Source organism: Brachybacterium sp. (assembly GCF_036379615.1).
Classification (GTDB): Bacteria; Actinomycetota; Actinomycetes; order Actinomycetales; family Dermabacteraceae; genus Brachybacterium.
The window spans coordinates 81,114-105,524 of record NZ_DASVGJ010000002.1 but is presented as its reverse complement, the minus strand read 5'-3'; the positions used below and the strand labels follow the sequence as shown (position 1 = coordinate 105,524).

Annotated in this window: 18 protein-coding genes; 9 read left to right on the top strand and 9 right to left on the bottom strand. The window is 72.1% G+C overall.

Going from position 1 to position 24,411, the window contains the following annotated elements; genetic code table 11:
- Positions 1–44: 44 nt before the first annotated feature.
- From VF289_RS00475 to VF289_RS00445, 7 genes are all read right to left on the bottom strand, one after another.
- On the bottom strand, positions 45–1,622 hold the full coding sequence (locus VF289_RS00475; RefSeq protein ID WP_330879990.1) for a PQQ-binding-like beta-propeller repeat protein: 1,578 nt from the start codon (positions 1,620–1,622) through the stop codon (positions 45–47).
- Between the two features lie 7 nt (positions 1,623–1,629).
- Entirely contained in the window at positions 1,630–2,913 is a 1,284-nt protein-coding gene (gene tgt, locus VF289_RS00470; protein ID WP_330879995.1) for a tRNA guanosine(34) transglycosylase Tgt, read from the bottom strand.
- A 248-nt stretch (positions 2,914–3,161) separates the two neighbouring features.
- Entirely contained in the window at positions 3,162–4,292 is a 1,131-nt protein-coding gene (locus tag VF289_RS00465) for a glycosyltransferase family 2 protein (protein WP_330879988.1), read from the bottom strand.
- Positions 4,293–4,437: 145 nt separating this feature from the next.
- Positions 4,438–6,408 carry a hypothetical protein gene (locus tag VF289_RS00460; protein ID WP_330879986.1) on the bottom strand — a complete coding sequence of 657 codons (1,971 nt, stop codon included), beginning with the start codon at positions 6,406–6,408 and terminating at the stop codon, positions 4,438–4,440.
- 4 nt (positions 6,409–6,412) lie between these two features.
- A complete protein-coding gene (locus tag VF289_RS00455; RefSeq protein ID WP_330879984.1) occupies positions 6,413–7,657 on the bottom strand; it encodes a polysaccharide pyruvyl transferase family protein in 1,245 nt (414 codons plus the stop codon).
- On the bottom strand, positions 7,654–8,622 hold the full coding sequence (locus VF289_RS00450) for a lysylphosphatidylglycerol synthase domain-containing protein (RefSeq protein WP_330879982.1): 969 nt from the start codon (positions 8,620–8,622) through the stop codon (positions 7,654–7,656). The genes VF289_RS00455 and VF289_RS00450 overlap by 4 nt, the downstream gene beginning before the upstream one ends.
- 70 nt (positions 8,623–8,692) lie before the next feature.
- Positions 8,693–9,769 carry a nitroreductase family protein gene (locus VF289_RS00445; protein ID WP_330879980.1) on the bottom strand — a complete coding sequence of 359 codons (1,077 nt, stop codon included), beginning with the start codon at positions 9,767–9,769 and terminating at the stop codon, positions 8,693–8,695.
- A gap of 165 nt (positions 9,770–9,934) precedes the next feature.
- Here VF289_RS00445 and VF289_RS00440 point away from each other — a divergent pair, with 165 nt between their 5' ends.
- The 4 genes from VF289_RS00440 to VF289_RS00425 all read left to right on the top strand — a co-directional run bounded on the left by VF289_RS00440 (position 9,935) and on the right by VF289_RS00425 (position 17,258).
- Positions 9,935–11,797: a hypothetical protein gene (locus VF289_RS00440; RefSeq protein ID WP_330879978.1), complete on the top strand. Its 1,863-nt coding sequence runs from the start codon at positions 9,935–9,937 to the stop codon at positions 11,795–11,797.
- A 158-nt stretch (positions 11,798–11,955) separates the two neighbouring features.
- Entirely contained in the window at positions 11,956–13,272 is a 1,317-nt protein-coding gene (locus tag VF289_RS00435) for a UDP-glucose/GDP-mannose dehydrogenase family protein (RefSeq protein WP_330879976.1), read from the top strand.
- Between the two features lie 93 nt (positions 13,273–13,365).
- Positions 13,366–15,810, top strand: a complete 2,445-nt coding sequence (locus tag VF289_RS00430; RefSeq protein ID WP_330879974.1) for an acyltransferase family protein — start codon at positions 13,366–13,368, stop codon at positions 15,808–15,810.
- 47 nt (positions 15,811–15,857) lie between these two features.
- On the top strand, positions 15,858–17,258 hold the full coding sequence (locus VF289_RS00425; protein WP_330879972.1) for a M18 family aminopeptidase: 1,401 nt from the start codon (positions 15,858–15,860) through the stop codon (positions 17,256–17,258).
- A gap of 62 nt (positions 17,259–17,320) precedes the next feature.
- Here the strand turns inward: VF289_RS00425 and VF289_RS00420 are convergent, their stop codons facing one another.
- The gene (locus VF289_RS00420) at positions 17,321–17,611 is read right to left on the bottom strand and encodes a hypothetical protein (RefSeq protein ID WP_330879970.1); all 291 of its coding nucleotides are present in this window, start codon (positions 17,609–17,611) and stop codon (positions 17,321–17,323) included.
- Between the two features lie 125 nt (positions 17,612–17,736).
- Here VF289_RS00420 and VF289_RS00415 point away from each other — a divergent pair, with 125 nt between their 5' ends.
- Both VF289_RS00415 and VF289_RS00410 read left to right on the top strand, forming a co-directional pair.
- Positions 17,737–18,513 (top strand): uroporphyrinogen-III synthase, encoded by a 777-nt coding sequence (locus VF289_RS00415; protein ID WP_330879968.1) that lies wholly within the window; start codon positions 17,737–17,739, stop codon positions 18,511–18,513.
- A 7-nt stretch (positions 18,514–18,520) separates the two neighbouring features.
- The gene (locus tag VF289_RS00410; RefSeq protein WP_330879966.1) at positions 18,521–19,000 is read left to right on the top strand and encodes a hypothetical protein; all 480 of its coding nucleotides are present in this window, start codon (positions 18,521–18,523) and stop codon (positions 18,998–19,000) included.
- 174 nt (positions 19,001–19,174) lie between these two features.
- Here VF289_RS00410 and VF289_RS00405 read toward each other — a convergent pair whose 3' ends face one another.
- Positions 19,175–20,800, bottom strand: coding sequence for a glutamyl-tRNA reductase (locus VF289_RS00405; RefSeq protein WP_330879965.1), 1,626 nt, complete (start codon positions 20,798–20,800; stop codon positions 19,175–19,177).
- Positions 20,801–21,120: 320 nt separating this feature from the next.
- Between VF289_RS00405 and hemE the strand changes: the two genes are divergently transcribed.
- From hemE to hemQ, 3 genes are read left to right on the top strand one after another with little or no spacing between them, the layout of a single operon-like run.
- A complete protein-coding gene (gene hemE / locus VF289_RS00400) occupies positions 21,121–22,176 on the top strand; it encodes a uroporphyrinogen decarboxylase (protein WP_330879994.1) in 1,056 nt (351 codons plus the stop codon).
- The gene (hemG, locus tag VF289_RS00395) at positions 22,173–23,657 is read left to right on the top strand and encodes a protoporphyrinogen oxidase (RefSeq protein ID WP_330879963.1); all 1,485 of its coding nucleotides are present in this window, start codon (positions 22,173–22,175) and stop codon (positions 23,655–23,657) included. The genes hemE and hemG overlap by 4 nt, the downstream gene beginning before the upstream one ends.
- Positions 23,647–24,393, top strand: coding sequence for a hydrogen peroxide-dependent heme synthase (hemQ, locus tag VF289_RS00390; protein ID WP_330879961.1), 747 nt, complete (start codon positions 23,647–23,649; stop codon positions 24,391–24,393). Before hemG ends, hemQ begins: the two co-directional genes overlap by 11 nt.
- Positions 24,394–24,411 lie beyond the last annotated feature (18 nt).

Sequence of the window (24,411 nt, the reverse complement as noted above, 5' to 3'; positions counted from 1 at the left end):
CTCGGACCTCCTCGGCGGTCCGAGGCGCCCGGCCGTCGGGGGCCTCACGAGCCCAGCAGCAGCGTCTCCTCGCCCACGGTGACAAGGGCCCTGCCCGCCCCCACGGCGTGCACAGCGCCGACGTCCCCGGCGACCAGCGTCTCGACGCCCACCTCACCCGTCGCGGCGTCGATCACCCGCAGGCGCTGCGTGGACCGCGGCTCCAGCGGCCGCTCCCGCACGACGGCATCGAGCACCACGGCGGTCCCGGCGTCCAGCGTGCCGCGCACGGCGGCGTCCGGGGCGGACAGCGGCAGCGTCCAGGTGTTGGTGCCGTCGGCCGTGTCGTAGGCGAGCAGCTGCCCGCTCTCGTTGGTCACGATCATCCTCGCGCCGTCGATGCCGATCCGGGCGGAGAAGGCCGCGACCTGGCGCACCCCCTGGCCTCCCGGAGCGGTCCAGTCCGCCTGCTGCTCGGTCGCGAGGATCTCCCCCGGGGTGTCGGTGCCCAGCTCGGTGCCGGCGGCGAGCACCCGGCCCTGGTCCAGGCGCACCGACCAGGTCCCTGCCGGGGACGGGGCGGACTCCCACAGCTGCGCCCCGTCCTGGAAGGCCGTGGCGGTGAGGGCGCCGTCCTCGGCGGAGCAGACGGTGAGCACGCGGGGCGTCGCGTGCAGGGGGTCCTGAGCCGAGGTCGCCTCGCCGGCCGCCGCGATGCGGCACTCCTCCTCGGGGCCGGCGAGGAGGCGGCCGACGGGGAAGCCGGTGGCGGGGTCGAGCTGCACCCAGCCCTGCGCGGGATCGAAGTGCAGCGGGATCGTGGGCAGCACCCCGGTCGCCCGCGCGGCGTCCAGCAGTCCGGGCGGCTCGGCGGGGCGCGCCTCCACCAGGGTCCCGGCCGGATCGGTGCCCCGGGTCTCGGCGGAGCCGCTGACCACCCACAACGGCTCCTCTGGAGCGGTGAGGTCGTAGCCGGAGAGCCGGCAGAGCCCCTCCGAGCAGTGCCGCAGCACGATCCGGTCACCGTCGAGAGCGAGCGGAGTGCCCTCGAAGGAGAAGGTCGGGAAGCCGCCGTCGGGCGCGGAGAGCGAACGGTCCAGGGCCATCACCTCGGTGGAGGCACCGGTGGCGCGCACCAGGCGGGTGCCGTCGGCCGAGAGCGCGAGAAAGTCATGGGCCGTCGCCTCGACGGGGCGGGCGCCGACCTCGTCGAGCAGCTGGGCGGCGCCGCCGGCGCGGCGCACCAGAACCGGGCTGTCGGGGACCGGCACGGAATGGACGAGGTCGCCCTCTGCGAGGGCCTCGATGCTCCCTTCCGCCCGGTCCGCGAGCGGTGCGACGCGGGTGGCGAGCACCGCCGGGACGGTGAGAGCGAGAGCCACGACCACGGCGAGGATCGCGGCGATCATGCGCCGCGGACGCGGGCGCATCCATCGGGCCGGGAGTGCGAGCAGGGCGGCACCCAGTCCGGCCCCGGCGAGGATCCCGGCGGCCAGTCGCAGCGCACCGAGCACGAGATGCTCCCCCAGCAGGGCGCAGATCCCCGCCAGGGCGAGCAGCACCACGGCGGCACCGAGCACGGTGGCGGCGTCCGGAGAGTGCGCGTCATCGCTCCGGGGCGGCCAGGGGGACCGCTCGCTCATCACGGGCTCACCGCGGCGCGCCGTAGTAGGCGCCGGTGGTCTCCTCCCGCAGGGCGTCGAAGTCGCCGGTGTGGAGGGAGTCGCGAATCCGATCCACCAGGCCCACCACGAAGCGCTCGTTGTGGATCGTGCACAGGGTCGAGGAGAGCATCTCCTTGGCCCGGAAGAGATGGTGGACGTACGCGGCGGTGTAGTGGGTGCAGGTGTAGCAGTCGCAGCTCTCGTCGATGGGGGCGAACTGGCGTCGGTACTTCGCCCCGGTGAGGTTCACACGGCCGGTCCGGGTGTAGACGGCGCTGTTGCGCGCCACCCGGGACGGGGAGACGCAGTCGAAGGTGTCGGCTCCCGCCGCGATCGCGACGAAGAGGTCATCGACCTCGCTGATGCCCAGCAGGTGGCGCGGCTTCTCCTCGGGCAGCTCGTCGGTCACCCAGCCGACGATCGTTCCCAGGTTCTCCTTCTCCAGCGCCCCGCCGATGCCGAAGCCGTCGAAGCTCCCGCCCTCCACGTCCATCCCGCCGAGGTCGCGGGCGGCCCGGCGGCGCAGGTCCTCGTACTGGGCTCCCTGGATCACGCCCCACAGCTGCTGGTAGGGGCGGTGGGTGCGCTCGGCGGTGAGGCGCGCGTGCTCGGCCAGGCAGCGGATCGCCCACAGCCGGGTGCGCTCGAGCGCCTGCTCCTGGTAGCCGCGGGAGTTCATCAGCGTGGTGAGCTCGTCGAAGGCGAACATGATGTCCGCCCCCAGCCCGTGCTGGATCTGCATCGAGATCTCGGGCGTGAAGCGGTGCACGTCGCCGTTGATGAAGGAGCGGAAGGTGACGCCGTCGTCGTCCACGTGGGCGAGGCGCTCCTTGCCCTCGCGGACGGCGTCGTCCTCGCCGTTGGAGGTGCGGGCCTTCTCCCCACCGGAGAACTCGCTCGAGAGCACCTTCTGGAACCCGGCCCCGAGGCTCATCACCTGGAAGCCGCCGGAATCGGTGTAGGTGGGGCCGGGCCAGTTCATGAAGGCGCCCAGGCCCCCGGCCTCGTCGACCAGGTCGTGGCCGGGCTGGAGGTAGAGGTGGTAGGCGTTGGCCAGCAGCGCCTGCGCACCCAGGTCGCTCATCGACTCCGGCAGCACCGCTTTGACCGTCGCCTTGGTGCCCACGGGCACGAAGGCGGGGGTCGCGATCTCTCCGTGCGGGGTGGAGATCACCCCGGCACGGGCCTTCTCCCCGTGCCGGGCGAGGACCTCGAAGCCGGTGTCGGCCCTGGGCGCCGCGAGGGTGGGCGACGCGGCGGCGGGCGACACCGTCCCGGCTGACGCCGCGGCGGCGGGCGACGGGGCGGTGGCGGAGGGTTCGGCGCTCGGCAGGGTCACCGGGACATGGTCCCACGGCGGAGCAGAATCCACGGAAACGCCGGTGGTGACGCGGGCGGAGCCCTGCGATCAGGACCTCTGCACCGTGCCCACGACGCATCCCACAGCCCGCCCCGACGGACGCCGGCGCCCCGTCAGCGAACTGACGGGGCGCCGGCGGGGAGCACGTGCGCGGGAGCTCAGGCGGTGGGGGTCCCGGAGCCGTCCCGCGAAGCGGCCGTCGCCCACCGGTCCACGACGACCTCGTCGGTCTCCGCCGCCCCGGCGACTCCCGGGGCGTACTCACGGGGGCCGTCGTCAGACCAGCCGGTGGCGAGGGGGCCGCTCGAGGTGGGCACGCCCTCGTTGGTCCCCACCAGCGGATGGTTCGGGGTGCCGTACTGGAGGAGCTTGACCCGCTCGAGCACGTCCTCCATGAGCACCCGGTTGGTGCGCTGGAGGTCGGCGATGATCATCAGCACCAGCGTGAGGAACGAGCAGGTCAGCAGGACCAGGCCGAAGATCAGCGACTGGATGTGGCCGCCGCCCTCTCCCATCAGCGCGAAGACCAGGAAACGGATGAAGGGCACCAGGCCCAGCACCGCGGCGATCCCGGCCAGCCACAGCAGCACCGTATGGGGCTTGAACATCAGGTAGGCCCGTGCGATCGCCGAGCCCGACTTCGCCATGTGCTGGAAGATGTTGCTGAACAGGCGTGACTCGCGCGTCTTGGGGTTGGTGTCGATCGGGACCGACGCGATGCGCAGGCGCTTGTTGCCCGCCTGGATGATCGTCTCCATGCAGTAGGAGAACTGCGTGATGACGTTCAGCCGCATCAGCGACGCCTTGGAGTACGCCCGGAATCCGGAGGCCGCATCGGGCAGCTCGGTCTCCGCGGCGATGTTCACCACGTGCGAGCCGACCTGCTGCATGACCTTCTTGAAGGGCGAGAAGTGCGCGATCTTCTTCGTCTGGCGGTCGGCGATCGCGATGTCCGCCTCTCCGGAGACCACGGGCGCGACCAGATCGGCGATCCGCTCCTGCTTGTACTGGTTGTCGCCGTCGGTGTTCACGACGATGTCGGCGCCGTGCGCCAGGGCGTAGTCCACACCGTCCCGGAAGGAGCGGGCCAGGCCCATGTTCCGCGCATGCCGCACGAAGTGGGTGACGCCATATTCCTTCGCCACCTCGACGGTGCGGTCCGTCGAGCCGTCGTCGATGATCAGCACCTCGACGGAGTCGACCCCCGGGAGCTCCTTGGGGATGGTCTCGAGCACCAGCGGGAGCGTCTGCTCCTCGTTCAGGCACGGGATCTGGACGAAGACTTTCATGGGCACCTTGTCGGTCGAATCAGGGTTCTGACGACGCTGCATCCTCGGTGAGGGGCATCGCGGACCTCAGCAGACGGTTTCGAGACATCCCACCGTATCGAGCCAGGGTAGCCGGGCGGTGAACAGCACGAGGCCGCGCAGGGGATCACGGCGTGGCGGCCGGCTCGAGTCGTCCCTGTTCAGCGAGTTCATCCTGGAGAGGGCCGGGCATCACCCAGGCGTGATATCCGTAACTCTCGGCGTCGGCGAGCATCCGGGCTCCCCGCTCCGTCCCCTCGGGCCAGATGTCGCATCCCAGGGTCACCTGGGCCGTGGAGGCGTTGCGGTCCGTGGTGACGCCCATCGTGGTCGGGTGGATCCAGTACGCCAGCCGGTTCTGCACGACGGCGTTGTTGCTCATGCCGGGCGTGCACGAACGGTCGAACTCGACGGTGATCGCACCGTCGTGCTCGGCCTGCAGCTGATTGATGTCGGCGGCGAGCGAGGGCCGGCTGCCCTCGAGCTGCTGGAAATGATCGGTCGCCCGGGTGGAGCCGACGGTGCCGGCGGCACTGATCACGAGCATCACCGCCGCGAAGACCGGCGTCCCCCGCTGCCGAAGTCGGCCGCACGCGGTCAGCGCTCCCAGCAGGAGCAGGGCGGGCAGGCTCGCCAGCAGCCAGAAGCGGTTGGCGTTGGTGAAGGTGGGGATCAGGCCCCATTGCCAGTCCTCCCCTGCCTGCTGCGGCAGGGCGGCGAACCAGGGCATCACTCCCGGGATATGGGCCGGGGTCACGTATCCCCAGGTGGGGGCGTCCGGGGCGATCCAGAGCACGGTGCCCGCGACGGCCAGGGCGGTGATCCCGAGCGCCACTGCGAGGACGATCCGGCGCAGCCCGCGCAGGATCGCGGCGAGAGCGAGGGCGATCAGCAGCGAGGAGACCGGATCGATGTAGCGGCCGTACAGCCAGGCGTCGAGGCGTCGCCATCCGGCCGTGTACATCGCCTGCTCGTTGGACCACTGCCCCACGGAGAGCAGCACCACGCCCAGGAGCATCGCGGCGAGCAGGCACACCGGCCCGATCGCGCGCTCGCGACGCAGCTCCCGCCACACCAGGGCGAGCATCACCAGCAGGCCCACGGTCACCAGGCCCAGGGAGCCGGCGACCTGCTCCCACCCCTGCCCGATCGTGGCCCGCGCGATGATCGACGGGCGCGAGGTGAGGTAGTTGTCCACCAGCTTCGACCCCTGGCCCCACCCGCCGCCGAGGAACTGGTTCATCTGCCCGCCGGACCAGAAGGCGAGGTAGGCGAGCGGGGCGAGCACGGCGGTGCCCACCAGGGACGCGCGCCAGGACCGGATCGCCATGCACAGCAGCCACACCACGCACGCGATCGCGAGGGCGAGCGCCCGGGCATGGGTGGCCGTCAGCAGCGCGGCGACGAGCGCGAACACGATCGCGCGCGGGATCGTCGGCCGCTCCCAGAAGCGCAGCGCCGCGAGCATCGCGCAGACCAGCACCAGGAAGAGCAGCTTCTCGCTGGTGACGTAGCCGCTCTGGACCGTCCGCGAGGGCAGGCTCATGACGATCGCCGCGACCACGACGGCCTGCGGCATGGGCAGGCCCACCCTGGTCACGGCTCGGGCGAGCGGCCAGATCGTCGCCAGCGCGACCCCCACGCCCAGCCCGATCGCGAGGCGGTAGGCGACCGCCGGATCGGAGGTCACCCACCACACCGGCGCCATCACGACGCTCCATGCCGGGAAGTACCCGGCGCCGCGCGGCGCGGTCGGCATGCCCTCCCCGGCGAGGAACTTCGAGTACTGCAGCAGCACGATCTCGTCGAAGGGGAAGGACGGGGTGTGCGCACCGAGAGCCACCACCAGGTGGAGCACGGCCGCGAGCACCACGCTCGCCGGGGCGGCCCAGCGCCAGAACGGGCCGACGGCGCGGACCGCGGGCTCCGCGGCGGCCGTCGGCCCGGCCGGGTCCCGGGTCAGCACGGCCATGCCACGAGCCGGGGCCGGCGCCTCTGCGGCGTCGTCGGCACCGGACCTGGCCCCGGGCCCGACGCCGCTCTCGGCCCCGGGCCCGACGGTGGGCTCGGTGGCGGGGGTGGAACTGTCGTTCGTCACCGGATCAGCCGCGCGCCTCGCGACCCGCCGGACGGACCAGTGCGGCGATCAGATCGGCCTGCGCGAGCGAGGTGCGCTTCACCTCGGGCAGGTGACGGTCGAGCTTCTCCTGCACCTCGCCGCGCTGCGCGGAGAGCGTCTCGAAGCGATCCCACAGATGGTCCGGGGTGAGCTGGTCGTGACCGAAGGCCCACTCCTCGAGCTCGACCATCTCCAGCACCTCGCGGTACTTGTGGCTCCACCCGATCACGAGCGTCGGCACCGCCATCGCGAGGGAGGAGACCATCGCATGGAAGCGGCTGGCCACGAAGAGGGAGCAGCGCCCGATCAGGTAGCGCAGCTGCTGGGAGCTGAGCTCGCGATCGACGTACAGCAGGTCCTCGCCGGGCTCCAGGCGATCGTTGATCTCCGTGCACAGCGGGAGGTCGTTGTTGTGGGTCTTGTCGGTGCCGGTGCGGACGCTGTGCGGGACCAGCAGCACCTTGCGGCCGGAGGCGCGCAGCCGCTCGATGAACGCCACCATCTGGCCGACGTAGTCGCCCTCGCGGGCGTCGACCTTCTTCTGCAGCACGACGCTCGGGCACACCCCCACCACGTCTCCGGTCTCGAAGAACCCGAGATCGAGGTGGGAGGCGACGGACTCCGCCTCGGTGCCGTCCATCTCGAGGGAGAAGGCGTAGTCCGCCCCGGCGACGAGGTTGCTCAGGCCCAGCCCGGCCGCATGCTCATGAGTGATCCGGCCGCGGGTGACGAGGGTGCGCGCCTTGGGCAGGAAGACCTTCGAGACGATCCGGTTGATCGGGTTCTTGAACGGGCCGACGGCCTGCGCGCACTTGAACACCGGGGTGCCGAGGTTCAGCGCTGGCAGGATCGAGGCGACGTTGTAGAGCAGGAACTTCTCGCGCCCGTCGGTGAAGGTGATCCCGCCCTGGTCCAGCAGCACGTCGCTGTCCGCGAGCGCGCGCACCGCCCGGTTCCGCCGCAGCAGCGGCCGCGCGAAGGGCAGCAGCCGGTGGGCGAGCGCGAGCGAGTTGATGACCACGCCCAGCCGGAACGGATCCGCCCGCACCACCTCCAGGTTCGGGTAGTGGTTCTGGGCGCGGTCCTCCTCCGGGTACATGCTCAGCAGCGTGAAGTCGACGTCGCCGAGACGCGCGTCGAGGGTCTGCACAGCGCTCTCGAGCATGGCGGCGGCGCCCTTGTTGCCGGACAGTGCCGAGCCGATGATCGTGATCCGGGGACGGGTCATGGACGGGTCTCCTTCGGGAGGGTCTGACGGATGGTGGCGTAGAGGAGGGCGACGAGGACGTCGCCGAGGGTGGCGAGGAGGCGCGCCAGCAGGCTGATGATGACGGCCTCCGTGGTGGGCACGTACTGGCTGAGGACCACCACGATCACCGCTTCGCGCACGCCCAGGCCGCTGGGCACCAGGATCGCGAGGATGCCCACGGCTCCCGCCAGAGCATACGTGGCGGCGAAGGGCAGCCAGTCCTCGGGCGTCACCTCGCTGACGGAGGCGGCGATGAGCACGAAGCCGATGCCGTTGACCACGCGGGGCAGCAGGAACTCCCCCAGCGACAGCAGGGCGCGCCGGCTGCCGAGGAAGTACTCGCGCGGCACCTCGGACTTCAGGAGCTTGCGAGCGGGCAGCGAGATGAGGGTGTGGAACGCGGGCCGGTACAGCACGACGGCCGCCGGGACCAGCACCAGCAGCGGCACGATGAGCAGGGTCGCGTTCGCGCCGAAGATCTCCGGTCCCAGACTGATCAGCAGGATCACCGCGGCCGGGACGATCGAGGCGATCAACAGGAACACGTTCTCGTAGAGGAAGCTGATCAGCACGAGGGTGCGGCTGATGCCCTTGCGGCCGGCCCACAGCACCTTGTTGGTCACCGAGCCGAGCTGACCCGGGATGTACTTCAGCACCCAGGACAGGCACTGCACGGCGATCGCCTCGCGGGCGGGGATCTGCGCCGCCGGGTCGAGCCAGCGCACGATCCGTCCCCAGGCGGTGCCCGTCAGCGCGACCGCCCCCGCGAAGCACACCGTGGCCGGCACCCACCACCAGGAGAATCCCAGGTGCTGCTCGCGCACCTGCTCCCAGTTCTCGGCCAGGGACCGCGCGAACAGCCAGCCGACAACCCCCACGATCAGGAGCGTCACGCTCCAGCGCAGCAGGCGCATCACCGGGGAGCGCCGCTTGCCTCGGGTCACCCGATCTTCCGTGGTCCCATCCCGGGCGCAGTCGTCTCCGGCCATTGCACTCGTCACCTCTTCCGGCATGTCACTCGTTGTAGCGGCGGAAGGTGTCGAGCTCCTTCTTCGCCGAGAAGGGCACCAGGCCGTCCTCGAGGGCATAGCCGAAGCCGATGAGCATGATCACGCGGTCGCTGCCGTCGAGGGACAGCCGGCGCTGCATCGTGGCCTCGAGGGGCTCGAAGTCGGGCCAGTTGATGACCGTCGAGCTCAGCCCCAGGGTCTCCAGAGCGAGGATGAACTGCATCGCGGCGAGCGAGCCGTCGACGTAGATCGCGTGGCGGTCACGGGGGCTGAAGTAGGACTCGAGCTTTCCGACGACCACGGCGATCGCCGGGAGGTTCTCGCCGTACCCGGCGGTGCCGAAGGGGATCTGGCCGATCTCCTGGGCGAGCGCGGGGTCGTCGAAGACCCGGAACTCGTAGGGCATGCGGTTGCAGGCGGTGGGTGCCTGACGGGCCAGCAGCAGCGCCTTGTCGATGAGCTCGCGCTCGACCGGTCGCTGCTCGTACCAGCGCACGCTGCGGCGCTGCATCACCAGCTGCTCGAAGTCGTCGTAGCCCAGGTCGCTGAGCTTCTCCTTGGGGTGGGGGATCTTCCCCGTCGGCTCAGCCTCGTAGGGCGCGGCCTCGAAGCGGGCGCGGGCCGCCTCCACGGTGCGGTCGGTCCTCGCGGAGACCGCGAAGTACTCGACGAGCACGTCGTGCGCCCAGTCCAGCTCCGCCTGGTCCATCGTGCCCGGCGCCGAGTTCCGCTGACGGATCGCCGCCTCGTAGAACTCGATGGTCTCAGTGATGTAGTCCCGGGCGAACACGGGCCGGCGGGGCCGCATGGTGAGGCCCTTCTCCAGCCGGTGCACATTGCGCCGCAGCTCTACGTGCGTGGCGCGCGCCGTGCTCTTGTTGCGGTAGTAGTTCCTCCGCCCCCGGAGAACGGCCGATTGCTCACGGTTGAACGTGAGGAAGTTCCCGGTGAAGAAGAGGTGCGTGAGGATTCGGCTCGAACCGAAGGACTCGAGGAAGCCCCGGTTGACGGTCTCGTAGGTCCGACGGATCCAGGTGATCGCGAGAAGGTCCTTCGCGATCGACTTGAGCTTGTTCAGCACACGATCTCCCGATGAGCGGCATGAGGGTGAGGTCCACCGGACCTCGGTCACTGTATCCCGCGAGGAGGTCCGTCCCCGGCAGGGTGACGAAGGACGCGCGGCCGCCCGCTACGCTTCCCCTGGCCCCGTCGACCCCGGCACGGGCCGGTCGTCCAGGAGGATTCCGTGGCTGCACCCCACAGCGCACCGCCGTCGACCCTGCTCGAAGGCAGGGACCACCCCGCCCGCACCCCTGACGGGGAGCGCTCGGCACACCGGCCGACGCAGCGGGCCGGAAACGGTGCCTGGTGGTGGGTCACCGCAGTCATGGCAGTGATCCTGTGCACCTATCTGCACTGGGAGATCGGGCGCACCGCCTCGGCCCCGCGGACGCCGTGGGACGAGATCCACCCGCTCCAGACGGCCCGCCTCCTCGCGGGACAGTCGGATCTGCTCCCGCTCTCCGGCAGCGGCTACTACCCCGGCTGGGCTCTCCTGCTCGCCCCCGTGTGGTGGTTCACCGACGATGCCGAGCTCGTCTACCGGACCGCGGTCACGTACAGCAACGTCCTCGCACTGCTGACCATCATCCCGCTCGCGCTCCTCGCCCGGCGCATGGGGCTCACCTCGCCGCAGGCGGTCACCGTGGCGGCACTGGTGATGAGCTTCCCCGGCCGCACGGTGCTCGCGGACTACGCCCTGAGCGAGCAGGCGCTGCTGTTCATGCTGGCCTGGGCCGTGCTGGCGATGCACGCGCTGTGGTCGCGACCGACATGGTGGCGCACCGTGCTCTTCGTGGTCGCGGTCGCGGCGACCTACCTCATGCATTCGCGCGAGCTCGCAGTGGTGGCCACTGCGGCGGTGTGGCTGGGGCTGCTCGCGTTCCGGCGCTGGAAGGTCGCCGCTCTCGGCCTGCCGCTGCTGGCCGTGCTGGCCCTCGCGGTCCGTCGCTACTCCTCCCACCTCCTGAACGTGACGCTCGCCGGGGGGTCCGGCGGCAAGGAGGAGCTGCTCAGCCGTGTGATGGAGAACGGCAGGCCGTCCCTGTTCCTCCGCGTGCTGCTGAACCAGACCTGGGCGCAGGCCGTCGGCACCGCCGGACTGGCGGCACTCGGAGCCGTGGTGCTCATCGCCTGGGCCCTGCACGAAGTGCGCAGGTGGCAGATCGGGCCGGGTGTGTTCCTCTTCGGCACCTGCCTCTCGGCGCTGCTGCTCAGCGCGGTGTGGTGGACCCGCCCCGACTTCCTCTACCCCACCGGCTCGTACCAGCGCCTGGACGTGTGGATCTACACCCGCTATGTCGACCACATCGCAGTGTTCCTGGTCCTGGTGGCCCTGATCGTCCTGATCCGCGGAGTTGGCAGGGGCCCGGTGCTGGCCGCGCTGGCCCTGTTCTGCGCGGTCGCGCTCCCCGTGGTGCTGTGGGTCGCCCAGGACATCCCGCTGTGGGGCGCCCTGGACGGGCCCGGCAACTCCGCGGCGCTGCTGAGCTGGACGCAGATGTTCCCGAAGGAGCCGTTCCCGCTCCCCCAGCAGCCCACCTTCACCAACGAGAACCGATTCTGGTTGTGGGCCTCCGTCGTCGGAGCGGCGATGCTCGCCCTCGCCCTGCTGCTGCGTCGCCACCCGCGCCTGCTCCTCTCCTTGCTCCTGATCACGTCCTTCGTCCTCTCCCTCGAGGCGGATCCGACGCAGAAGCGTGACGCTCCTCGACGGATGGAGCGTGCGATCGAACGCGTCGAGGCGACCACCGGGCAGGAGGCGATCGACATCGACATGGACTACTCCTGCCGCGGCCCCGCCCTGACGCGCTATCAGGTGATGAACTGGATCGGGTACTGGATGTCCCCGCGCGACCTGGACCTCGCCGACCCGCCCGCGGGCGTGGAGTTCGACTCGGAGTACGTGGTCTCCTGCGGCGACTGGCCCCGCGCCGAGGAGTACGGCGCCCGCAAGGTCACCGACAGCGGCTTCTACTCCTACGCGCTCTGGGTCATGCCGGGCCCCGCCCTGGACGAGCTCGACGACGCCGGGCTGCTGGAGGGGTGACTGCGAGGGGTGACGACTCCGAGAGGTGACTCAATGACGTGGCCCCGTAGTGACTCCGATGCGACCCCGGAGTGGACGTGGAGCGACCCCCGGAGCGATCCCTCCGGCGTGAGCGGACGCGCGCCCTTCCGTCCCTGCTGAGCTTGTAAGCTCCTCGCATGAGAATCAGCATCATCGGGTGCGGGTACCTGGGCGCCGTCTACGCAGCATCGATGGCCTCGATCGGTCATGACGTCCTGGGTCTGGATGTGGACCAGGACAAGATCGACGGCCTGAACCAGGGCCGCGCCCCGTTCCACGAGCCCGGCTTCGACAAGGTCCTCGCGCAGTCCCTCGAGTCAGGGCGACTGCGCTTCTCCACCGAGTACGCGGACGCCGCCGACTACGAGGCGCACGTGATCTGCGTGGGAACTCCCCAGCAGGTCGATGCCGCCGGCGCCGACCTCACCTACGTGCACGCCGCCGTCGATTCGCTCATCCCCCACCTCTCGGACTCCGACGTCGTCCTGGGCCGCTCCACGGTCCCCGTCGGCACCGCCTCCTCGCTGGTGGAGCGTCTGCGCGCCGCGGGCTCGCAGGCCGTGCTGGCCTGGAACCCCGAGTTCCTCCGCGAGGGCTTCGCGGTGAAGGACACCCTCCACCCCGACCGGCTCGTCTACGGCCTGCCCGAGGATCCCGCCGAGGCGGCGCGGGCACGGGAGGTCCTCGACGCGATGTACGCCCCCATGCTCGAGGCCGAGACCCCGCTGGTCGTCGGCAACTATGCGACCGCGGAGCTGGTCAAGGGCGCTGCGAACTCGTTCCTCGCCACGAAGATCTCCTTCATCAACGCCGTGGCCGAGGTGTGCGAGGCCACCGGCGCCGACGTCTCCGTGATCGCGGAGGCGATCGGGCTGGATGATCGCATCGGCCCCAAGTTCCTGCGTGCCGGCATCGGCTTCGGCGGCGGCTGCCTGCCCAAGGACATCCGCGCCTTCATGGCGCGCGCGGGCGAGCTCGGCGTCACCGAGGCCCTCGGCTTCCTGCGCGAGGTGGACCACGTCAACAACCGTCGCCGCGACCATGTGGTGAACATGGCGCGCAAGGCGCTGGACGGCAGCTTCACCGGGAAGCGGATCGCGGTGCTTGGTGCCGCGTTCAAGCCCGATTCGGATGACACCCGCCAGTCCCCCGCCCTCTACATCGCCTCCAAGCTCTCCGGCCGCGGGGCCGATGTGGTGGTCACCGATCCCGCCGCGAACCAGCGCGTCCACGCCGAGCGCCCGAACCTCGCCATCGCCGAGGACGCCTATGCCGCGGCGACCGGCGCGGACATCGTGCTGCTGCTGACCGAATGGCAGCAGTTCAAGGACCTCGATCCCGTGAAGCTGCGCGAGGTCGTCACGACCCCGCACATGATCGACGGTCGCAATGTGCTGGATCCCGCGCAGTGGCGCGAGGCCGGCTGGACCTACCAGTCGATGGGCCGTCCCTGACCCCGGTCGGAGGACCACACCGCCCCTGACCCGAGAGCCGACGGACGAGCATGCACGCGGGAGGACACGATCAGCTCCCCCGATGACCCCGGGATGCCTGCATCCCGGGGCCGTGCGCACCGCCCGACGGACCCCTCGGACGGGGAATCGCCCTGGATCCAGGATCCCCTCGAGCAGTCACCGCGCCCACGGTCCCGGCTCGATGACTGGCTGAGCGGGCCGCTGCCCTCACGCACCACCTCCCTCGAGGACTGGCTGCAGGGCCCCGTCGAGGAGCACGCCGAGCAGGAGGCGGAGGACGCCTGGTCCACCGGGGACTCCGTCTCGGGGGCCTCGGGCGGTGAGGACCGCTCCCCCGCCGAGCACTCCGGCAGGGATCGCTTCGTCAGGGATCGCTTCGGCAGGGAGCACCCCGAGAGCGGCGCCGCGGGCGAGCGCCCGGCCGACGCCCCCGCCCCCCGGCCCCGTCCGGCCTTCCGGGCCGAGCTGCACGGTCTGCGGGCGATCGCGCTGGGCCTGGTGGCCGTCTACCACGTGTGGCTGGGCCGGGTCTCCGGCGGCGTGGACGTGTTCCTGTTCCTCTCCGCCTTCTTCCTCACCGGCACCTTCCTGCGACGGCTGGAAAGCGGCCGGCCGCTGGGCATCCCGCGCTACTGGCTCCACACCTTCAAGCGGCTGCTGCCCCCTGCGGCGGTGACGATCCTGCTGACCCTGCTGGCCACGGGCCTGCTGCTGCCGCCCTCGTCGTGGCCGGCGATCATGAAGCAGGCGGTCGCCTCCGCCGTCTATCTCGAGAACGCGGCCCTGGTGCTGATGCAGGTGGACTACCAGCAGCAGGATGCGAGCGCCTCCTCCCCGCTGCAGCACTTCTGGTCGCTGAGCGTGCAGGGCCAGGCGTTCCTGCTGTGGCCGCTGCTGTTCGCGCTGGCCCTCCCCGTCGCCCGTCGGGGCCGGGCCGTGCGCCGACCGCTGCTGGTGCTGATGCTGCTCATCGCGGGGGCGTCGCTGACGTGGTCGGTGCTCTCGACCGCGACGCAGCAGCCGATCGCCTACTTCGACACGGCGGCCCGGCTGTGGGAGTTCGCGGCCGGCTCGATGCTGGCCGTGGTCCTGCCGGCGCTCGACCGGCTCACCGGGGCGGCCCGTCCGGAGTCCGGGGCGCCGCCGCGCTTCCGGGTGCTGCGCACGCTGCTGGGCTGGGCGGGGATCGCGGGCCTGCTCGCGATCGGCGTCCTCCTGGACGTCTCCTCGCTGTTCCCCGGCTGGGTGGCGGTGCTGCCGCTGGCCGCGGCCGGGGCGGTCGTGGTCGCGGGATATTCGGGCACCCGGTGGGGGGTGGACCGGCTGCTGTCCACCCGTCCGGCGGCGTTCTTCGGCGACATCTCCTACGCCCTGTATCTGGTGCACTGGCCGATCCTGGTGATGTGGCTGCACGTGAGCGACCAGGGGCGCGCGGGACTCTGGGACGGCCTGGTGGTGCTCAGCGCCTCGGCTCTGCTCGCGTGGTTGCTGACCCGTCTGGTCGATGCCCCGATCCGCCGCTCCGCCTGGCTCGAGGCACGACCCTGGCGCGCGCTGACCGCGGTCGCCGTGAGCCTCGCGCTGGTGGTGGGGACCGCGGCCGGATGGTCCGTCTTCCTGCAGCGCAGCACCACGGAGGAGCCCGCGGCGACCGCGTCCCCGGCGCTGCCCACCGACGAGGTCGCCACCGAGGCCAGCACCGAGATCCTGCCGCACGGATGGGAACGGGATTCCCAGTGGCCGAAGCTCCCGTACCAGTGCGCGGGCAGCTTCGAGCCGGCGAGCACCTTCCCCCATGTCCCGTGCGAGCAGTTCCTCCCGGAGGGCGCCTCCTACGACGGGGTCCTGGTGGTGCTGGGGAGCTCCCACGCCCGCCAGTGGATCCCCTCGCTGCTGCCCTGGGCCCAGGAGCACGGCCTCCAGGTGGTCAACCTGCACATGGACGGCTGCGACTTCGTGCCGGGCATCGAGCGGGGCAGCTACTGCTCCGGCTACGACGAGTACGCGCTGACCTACATCGACACCGTGCAGCCCGACGTCGTGCTCACCACCTCGACCCGCACGGAGCCGGATTCCGCCGAGGAGACCACCCACGAGGGCATGGTCAATGCGGTGGCGGAGCTCACCGGGCGCGGGATCGACGTCATCAGCGTGCGGGACAACCCCCGCTGGGAGCGCGACCAGTTCACCTGCGCGGAAGAGGTCATCACCGACGACGGCACGCCCGCCGATGCGGATGCGGCCTGCGGTGCCGATGCCTCCGAGAAGCTCGCCCCGGAGAGCCCCGCCGCAGGCCTGACTCCCGTCGAGGGAGGCGGCAGCCTCACCCTCGTCGACCTCAGCGACCGGATCTGCCCCGGCGGCCGCTGCTCCCCCGTGCTCGGCGACACCTACGTCTACCTCGATGACGACCACCTGACCCGCCGCTTCGTCGAGCAGGCCCTCGTCGATCCGATGACGGAGATCCTCGAGGGCCCCACCGGTCCGCGCAGCGTGCGGGAGGCCGCCGCGGGCTGAGCTGTGGACGGACCCCGCGGCGCGCGGAGCGATGGTTCAATGGCCGGGTGACTCCAGCGTCCTCCCGCACCCCGTCCGCCCGTACGTCGTCATCCCGTGCCCCGCAGGCCTCCACGGCGCAGTCCTCCACGACGACGTCCTCCACCGCGCGTCGCCAGTCCCGGGCACGCACCGTCGCCCTGGATCTCGGGGCCTTCGTGACCGCCTCTCCCTCGAGCTTCCATGCGGCGCGCGAGGCCGCGCGACGGCTCGCGGCGGCCGGTTTCACCGAGCTCGTGGAGACCCGTCCCTGGAACGCGGCCGACGTCGCCGGGGATCGTTACGTGCTGCGCGACGGCTCGCTGATCGCATGGTCCGCCCCCGCGGGGGCCGACGCCGCCTCCAGCTTCCGGATCGTCGGTTCCCACACCGATTCCCCCGCGCTCAAGCTCAAGCCGAACCCGCAGCTGGGAGCCGAGGCGCTCGCCCAGGTGGGGGTCGAGATCTACGGCGGCCCGCTGCTGAACTCCTGGCTGGACCGCGAGCTGCGAATGGCGGGCCGGCTGGCGCTGGCCGACGGCACCACCGTGCTGGTGGACACCCCCGGGCTGCTGCGCGTCCCCCAGCTGGCCGTGCATCTGGACCGGGCGGTGAACAAGGACGGCCTGCAGCTGGACCCGCAGCGCCATATGCAGCCGCTGATCGGCTTCGCCCCGGCCGACGTGCTGGAGGTCCTCGCCCATCACGCCGGTATCGCCCGCCACGACATCGTGGGGCTGGACGTGGTGACGGCGGATGCGCAGGAGCCCGCACTGTTCGGCGCCGAGGACGAGTTCCTCGCCTCGGGCAGGCTGGACAACCTCAGCTCGGTGCACGCCGAGGTCGAGGCGCTGATCTCGGTGGCGGGCGGTGAGCGGGAGGACCTGGCCGACGGCCCCGCGCCGATCGCGCTGATGGTCGCCAACGATCATGAGGAGGTCGGTTCCGCGACCCGGTCCGGCGCCGCCGGTCCGTTCCTCGAGGACGTGCTGGTGCGGGTGCATGCCGCGCTCGGCGGGGACGAGGCGAGCCGCCGGCAGGTGCTGGCCTCCTCACTGGTGCTCTCCGCGGATGCCGGCCACGCGGCGCATCCGAACTATCCCGAGCGTCATGACCCTGTCACCCGCCCGCGGCTGGGTGAGGGGCCGATGCTGAAGATCAACGCCCAGCAGCGCTATGCGACCGACGCCGTCGGGATCGCGGCCTTCGCGGCGGCGTGCGAGCGGGCCGGGGTGCCGCACCAGCACTTCGTCTCCCACAACGCGATGCCCTGCGGCTCGACCATCGGTCCGATCACCGCGACCCGGTTGGGGATGACCACGATCGACGTGGGCATCGCCCTGCTGTCCATGCACTCCGCCCGCGAGATGTGCGCGACGGTGGACCCGCTGCTGCTGCAGGAGGCCGGTGCGGCGTTCCTCCGCGGGTGAGCAGGGTGGGCGGTGAGAGAGCCGCCGGGTGAGCACTGCGACGGCCGAGCACTGCGGCAGGGTCAGCCCGCGGTCTCGCCCGCCCCTGCCGCTCGCATCCCGATCGCACGCACCGACTCGACGGCCTCCCGCGCTCGGTGCACGGCGGGATGGTCCGGACCGTGCTCTCGCTGGGCGTCCTTGAGCAGCTCCTCGACCTGGTAGTACGAATCGTCCAGGTGTCCGGCCTCGGCCGTGGCCTCGGCCAGTTCGCAGCGCAGCTCGATCGCCTGCGGAGTGAGGGACTCACCGTGCTCGAGCAGGTCCAGGAGCTGACGCGTGGCGTCGTGGACTCGCTGCTGCGGGGTGCTCATCGGATCCTCCTGGGACATCGTGGTGAGCCCCGATCCTACGCCGGGACCGGAGGCTCCCCGCCCGCCGTCCCCAGGCGGACTCGGGCAGAATGGGCCCATACCGTTCTCACCCGCCGGAGGCACCGATGACCCACGCGACGACCCTGCCCGTGCTGGTCCCCGCCCCTGCCGAGCAGGCCGTGGCCGTGATCGCGCAGCTGCGCGAGCGGGATCTCGTCGTGGATCATGCTCCGTTCCTCGAGCTGCGCCCGCAGCGGGACGCGGACACCCGTCACGCCCTCGCCGCCCTCACCGAAGGACGCCTCCGGCACCTGGTGCTCACGCACCCGACGTCCCTCGAGGTTGTCGCCTCGGAGGGCGCGAGCCCCGATCTGGCCGGGCAGCCGCCGGTCGCGCAGCTTCCCGCCGGGCTCGAGATCACGGCCGTCGGCGAGGACACCGCCCACGCCCTGCGCGAGCGCGGCCTCACCCCCACCCGTGTCACCACGACCGCCGAGCTGCTCGCTGCACCTCCGGAGCCGGAGACTCCCGGCGCGCCGCTGCTGCTGGCGGGGATCTCTGCGCTCGATCCCTCCTTCGCCCCGGCCCTCTCCTCCGCGGGGCATGCGGTGACGGCGCTGATCACCCATAGGGTGCGCAGTGCGAGCCTCGAGCCGCAGATCGTCAGGGACCTGCGCCTGCCCGGCTACGGGGCGATCGTGCTCACTGATCCGCTGGTCGCTGACCTCGCCGGCCACCTGGGCATCCATCGGGACATCCGCGTGATCACCCGGGACGCCGAGACCTCCGCGCGGGCCCGCGCACGGTCGCTGGTGGTGCACGGCGAGGCGGCGGCCCCCGATGCCGGGGCCTTCGCGGACGCCGTGCAGCAGGCGCTGCGCACCGAGATCGACCACGGTTGAGCGCCCCGTGGAGATCAATCCGTTCGAGGCCCGTCTGCGCATGCTGGAGCAGATGGACGGGATCCGCATGCAGCGCGAGGCGACTCCTGACGAGGAGACCGCGGGCTGTCCGGGCTGTCCGTACTTCTGGACCTGCCCCGTGCCGCACCGGGGCGAGGAGGTGAGAGCCCCCGAGGAGATCGAGCTGGAGGATGTGCGGGGCACGCTGGGCACGCGCCGCGACTTCATCCCGCGCGATGAGTCGGATATCGGCTGGACCGACGTCTGGGTCGACGAGGAGGGGCTCCCGATCGCCGAGGAGGACCTGAGGCAGGTGCCGCGCACGGAACCTCCCACCGACACCGACACCGACACCGATACAGGCACCGGCATAGGCACCGCGGCCGAGAGCGCCACCGATGCGGGCCCCGGCACGGACGCAGGGGCGGCTCCCGGCACTCCCCGACCCCGACGCACCCTGCGCGAGCTGTTCCGCCGCCGCCGCTGAGCGCGCCCGGAGCATTCGTCAGGAATCCGGAGGGGTCGCTCAGGGTCCGCAGGCGGCCGCTCGGGGTCCGTCACGGCCGCTCGGGGTCCGGAGCAGTCAGCTGGTTCTGCCGGGCAGGCTCTGTCGACACAGCTCAGTCGGACAGGTCCTGTCGGACCCGTCGTGCCGGCCGGGTCAGAGCGCCCGCTGCTCGGCGCTCGAGCCGGAGCTCGCCGGGCACTGCCCGCCGTGCCGCGCGATCCGGGCGAGGTCCGCGGCGGAGAGCCGCCCTGCCTGACCGGCCCGCCCGGCCTGATCGTCCTGCCCCGCCTCGCCGGCCCGGCCCTGCTGGCCGGCCCGACCTGCCTCGACCAGCTCCTCGGCAGCGCCCGGTGATGTCCCGGCGAAGGGCGGCACCGTGCGATCCACGCGCATCCATCCGGCGGGCACGGCCTCGACGACCCCCGTCCGGTCCCCCGTACCCTCCGCGGCTGCTCCGTCGGCGGCGGCTCCGTCCACGGCGGCTCCGTCCACGGCCGCTCCCTGCGCGACCGCACTGTCCGTGAACTCCTGGTCGGCAGAGATGTCGATACCGAAGATGGTGTGGAAGGCCTCGACGTAGGCGTCGGCGTACCCGGTCTCGGCCAGGTGCCGGGCCCGCTCGGCGGGATGGTGCATGACCTTGGCGAGGATGCGGCGCACGGAGCGCTCGAGCTGGTCGGCCGTCTCGCCGGAGACGTCCCGGCGCAGGCGGTCGATCTCCCCGTCGGCCGCGTCGAACACCTCGCGGCGCAGTGCGGCCATGGCCGGGTCGATGCGGCGCACCTCCTGCTGCTGACGGAACGCCTCGACGTTCTCGGCGACGATCCCCTGGGCGGTGACCAGCGCCGGGTCTGCCTCGGCATCGGTGGTGAGCTTGAGGTCCGCCAGACCCAGCACGGTGACGCCCTTGAGGTGGCGCACCATCGGGTGCAGGTCCGAGTGCAGCGCGAGGTCGAGCACCACGGTGCGCCCTGCACCGAGGAACAGCTCGGGGAACAGCGAGGTGCCCCGCCCGGAGCAGGCGAGCACCAGATCGGCCTGCTGCACGGAGTCCTCGAGGTCCGCCGGCCCGACGACCCGGGCGCCGTGGCGCTCGGCGAAGCCGGCGGCGCGACCGGAGGGCGAGAACACGCGCACCTCCGCCACCCCGCGGCGGGTCAGCTCCGCCAGTCCCAGGCGGGCGTAGGCGCCGGTCCCCACGATCAGCACGCGGCGGCCCGCGAAGCCGCCCAGCTCGAGCCCGGCCCGGTCCACGGCGACCGTCGCACCGCTGCGTCCGGCCGCACCGACGGGCGCCTGGGTGGCGACCGACTTCGCGCAGCGGAAGCCGTGCTGGAAGAGGTCATGGAGCATCGAGGTGGTGCGGCCCTCGCGACGGGCGGCCTCGTAGGACTGACGCACCTGCCCGGCGATCTCCGCCTCGCCGAGCACGAGGGAGCGCAGTCCCGAGGTGACCTCGTAGAGGTGACGGGGCACCGGGGCGTCCATCGCGGCGTCGAAGCAGAGCGAGACGATCTCCCGGTCCAGCCCGCTGGTGCGGGTGACCGCGTCGATCACCAGCTCCACTCCCTCATGGAAGCGGTCGGTGTCGAGATAGACCTCGAGGCGGTTGCACGTGCTCACCACGACCTCACCGCCGATGACGGGCGACGTTCCGGCGGAGGCGCGCTCGGCCTGGAGCTGCTCGATGACGGCCGGAAGGGCGTCCGCTCCCCGGGTGAGGGCGTCGAGCACCCCGAGATCGAGGTGCTCGTGGGAGGCACGGAGAGCGACGAGCATGTGCGCCAGTGTAGGCCCGCGCACTGGGTCACCCTCCCCGGCCCCCACCCCCGCTGCCGCCTTTCACATGACCCACTCGGAACCATGTGCACAATGGAGGTGCCATGACACAGAACCCCTTGTCAGAGCCCATTTTTGCCGACAGCGCGTCAGATCGATCGCGACACCTGTCAGCTTCCGGGAACGCCGCAGGCCCCGGGCTCGCCACCGCTGCCGCCCCCCTCTCCGCCACCCCGTCCGCACCCCCCTCCGGGACGCCCGGCGACGCCGCAGGACTGCCCGCAGAGCACCCCGCGCAGCGGCCGACGGCCGAGGGCGGGGTGGCCGATGCCTCACTGCTGCAGGAGCTGCGAGGGGTGAGGACCGCCACTGCGAGCGTGTGGTTCATGCGACAGGCCGGACGCTCCCTGCCGGAGTACCGCGCCCTGCGCGAGGGCACCACGATGCTGGACTCCTGCGTGCGCCCCGAGATGGCCGCCGAGATCACCGTGCAGCCCGTGCGCCGTCACCGGGTGGACGCCGGCATCTTCTTCTCCGACATCGTCGTCCCAGCCCGCCAGGCCGGGCTGGGGGTCGAGATCAAGCCCGGCGTCGGCCCCGTCTTCGACCATCCGATCCGCACCGAGGCCGACGTCGACGCGCTGCCCGCGCTGGGCGATGACTACGAGGCCGCTCTCGACCCGATCCGCGAGGCCGTGCGCCTCACGGTCGCGGAGCTCGGCACCACTCCCCTGATCGGCTTCGCCGGCGCCCCCTTCACCGTGGCCAGCTACATGGTCGAGGGCGGGCCCAGCCGCGACCACCTGCGCACCCGCGCCCTGATGCGCTCCCAGCCCGAGGTGTGGGCGCGCCTGGCGGCCTGGGTCTCGGAGCTGTCCGGACGCTTCCTGCGCGCACAGGTGCTCGCGGGCGCCTCCGCCGTGCAGCTGTTCGACTCCTGGGTGGGGGCGCTGAGCGCCGAGCAGTACCTCGCCCACGTCCAGCAGCACTCCGCCGCGGCCCTCGCCCACGTCTCCGACCTGCCGGTGCCGCGCCTCCACTTCGGGGTGGGCGCCTCCCACCTGCTGGTCCCGATGCTCGAGGCGGGCGCGACCGCGATGGGCGTGGACCACCGGCTGCGGCTGGACCGAGCGCTGGAGATGCTGCCGGCGGGCACCCCGATCCAGGGCAACATCGATCCGGCCGTCCTGTTCACCTCCGAGAAGGCGCGCTTCGCGGAGGCCCGCTCGGTGCTCGAAGCCGGCGCCGCCGCGAGCGGGCACGTGGTCAACCTCGGCCACGGCGTCCCCCCGGACACCGATCCTCAGATCCTCACCGATCTCGTGAGCTACCTCCATGACCAGGACCGCTCTGGGCAGGAGGTCCGCCCGGCATGAGCACTCGGGTCCTCGTGGTCGGCGGCGGTCTGGCCGGGCTGCTCGCCGCACGCCGGCATCAGCGCGCCGGACACCGGGTGGTGCTGCTGGAGGCGTCCGGGACCGTCGGCGGGGCGATCGCCCAGGCCCGGCTCGAGGGCGCCGGCGGCCTTGCCCTGAACACGGGCGCCGAGGCGTACGCGACCGCCTCCGGCGCCGTGGACGCCCTGATCCAGGAGCTGGGCCTGACGGAGCAGGTCGTCGCGCCGCGGGAGGGACTGAGCAGCCGGGTGGTCTCCGCCGCAGGCACGCATCCCGCGCCCGCCGGCTCCCTGCTCGGCATCCCGGGCAGAGCGCTGGCCGCCGACGTCCGCGCCGTGCTGGGCACCGCAGGCGCCCTGCGCGCGAGCCTCGAGCGGTTCCTGCCCGCCCCGGTCGGCGCCCGGGAGGGGGCGACCGTCGCGGAGGTGGTGCGTCGCCGACTGGGACGCCGGGTGCTCGAACGCCTGGTCGCCCCCGTGGTCGGCGGCGTGCACTCCGCCGACCCCGCGACCCTCGAGTTCGCCGCGGCCTCCCCCGCGCTGCACCGCGGCCTGGCCGAGCACGGCTCCCTGCTCGGCGCCGTGCGCAGGCTGCGCGGAGGGCACGCGGGCAGCGCCGGCACCCGGGTCCGCTCCCTGACCCCCACCCTCGCCCTCCTCCCCGAGACGCTGCAGGCGCAGCTCCTGACCGGCGGCGGCATCGTGCGCACCGGGGTGGAGGTCGTCGCGCTCTCGCGCGACGAGGAGCGGTGGCAGGTCCGCACCGCTCGCGACGAGCACCTCGAGGCGGACCGCCTGGTCCTCGCCTGCCCGCCCGACACCGCCCGTGAGCTGCTGGCCGGGGCGGTGCCCGAGATCGCGGAGGCCGTCCCCGAATCCCCGTCGGCCGCCGTGCGTCTGGTCGCACTGGTGCTCGACACCCCCGCGCTCGATGCCCTCCCCCTCGGCACCGGGGCCCTGATCGCCCCGGGCACCCCCGGGCTCCGGGCGAAGGGACTGACCCATGCGAGCGCCAAGTGGGAGCACGTGCAGCAGGCGCTGCGCGAGGCGCTGCCCGCCGCCGAGAGCCCGCACCTGCTGCGGCTGTCCTACGGCCGTCCCGGCGAACAGATCCCGGGCCGGGAGGAGATCGTCGACCAGGCCCTCGCCGACGCCTCCCGCGTGCTCGGCATCCCGCTCGGCCACCGGCAGCTGATCACGGCGGAGGTGATCGACTGGGACCGCGCCATGCGCCGGCCGCAGCCCGGCCACCGCGCCGCCCTGGACCGTCTCACCGCCCTGCTCGCCGCGCAGGAGGACCTCGAGCTCGTCGGCTCCTGGCGGGCCGGCACCGGCATCGACGCGATCGTGCGCGCCGACGCCTCCCTGACCACCCCCGACACCCCTCGCACCTCCAGCACCCCCAGCACCCCCAGCACCCCCAGCACCCCCATTGTGGAAGGAACCCCTCATGACCGCTGAGAAGCACCCCGGCACGACCCCGGGCACGCACCCCGCGACCGACGTCGAGCAGCTCGCCCAGACCACCCGCTACACCAGCTACACCGTCTTCCGCCGCCTCTCCGGGCTCAGCGAGGACGGCGAGGTCACCGCGGAGCAGATCACGGCCGCGCTCGGCGAGGTGACCGCGCTCATGGAGGGCGAGGGGGCGGAGATCCTGGGCTTCTACGACACCTCCGGCTTCCGCGCCGAGGACGACCTCATGCTCTGGCTCGCGGCCGACGAGCCCGCGGCGCTGCAGTCCGCGCTGCGCGAGTTCGAGCGCTCCCTGCCCGGCACCTGGCTGCACCGCGAGTGGGCGGCCGTGGGCGTGCACCGCATCGCCGAGTTCTCCCGCGGCCACGTGCCCTCCTACATGGTCCCCGGCGTCGAACGCCGCGAGTGGATCTGCGTGTACCCCTTCGTGCGCAGCTACGAGTGGTACCTGCTGCCCGAGGACGAGCGCAACCGCATGCTGCGCGAGCACGGAATGATGGGTCGCGACTACCCGCAGGTCAACGCCAACACCGTCGCCGCCTTCGCGCTCGGCGACTACGAGTGGCTGCTGTCCTTCGAGGCGGACGATCTCCACGACCTCGTCGACATGATGCGTCACCTGCGCTACTCCGATGCGCGCCTGCACGTGCGCGACGAGCTGCCCTTCCACACCGGCCGTCGGCTCTCCTCCCTCGAGGACGTCGCCGCCCTGCTCGCCTGAGCCTTCCGACCCTCTCCG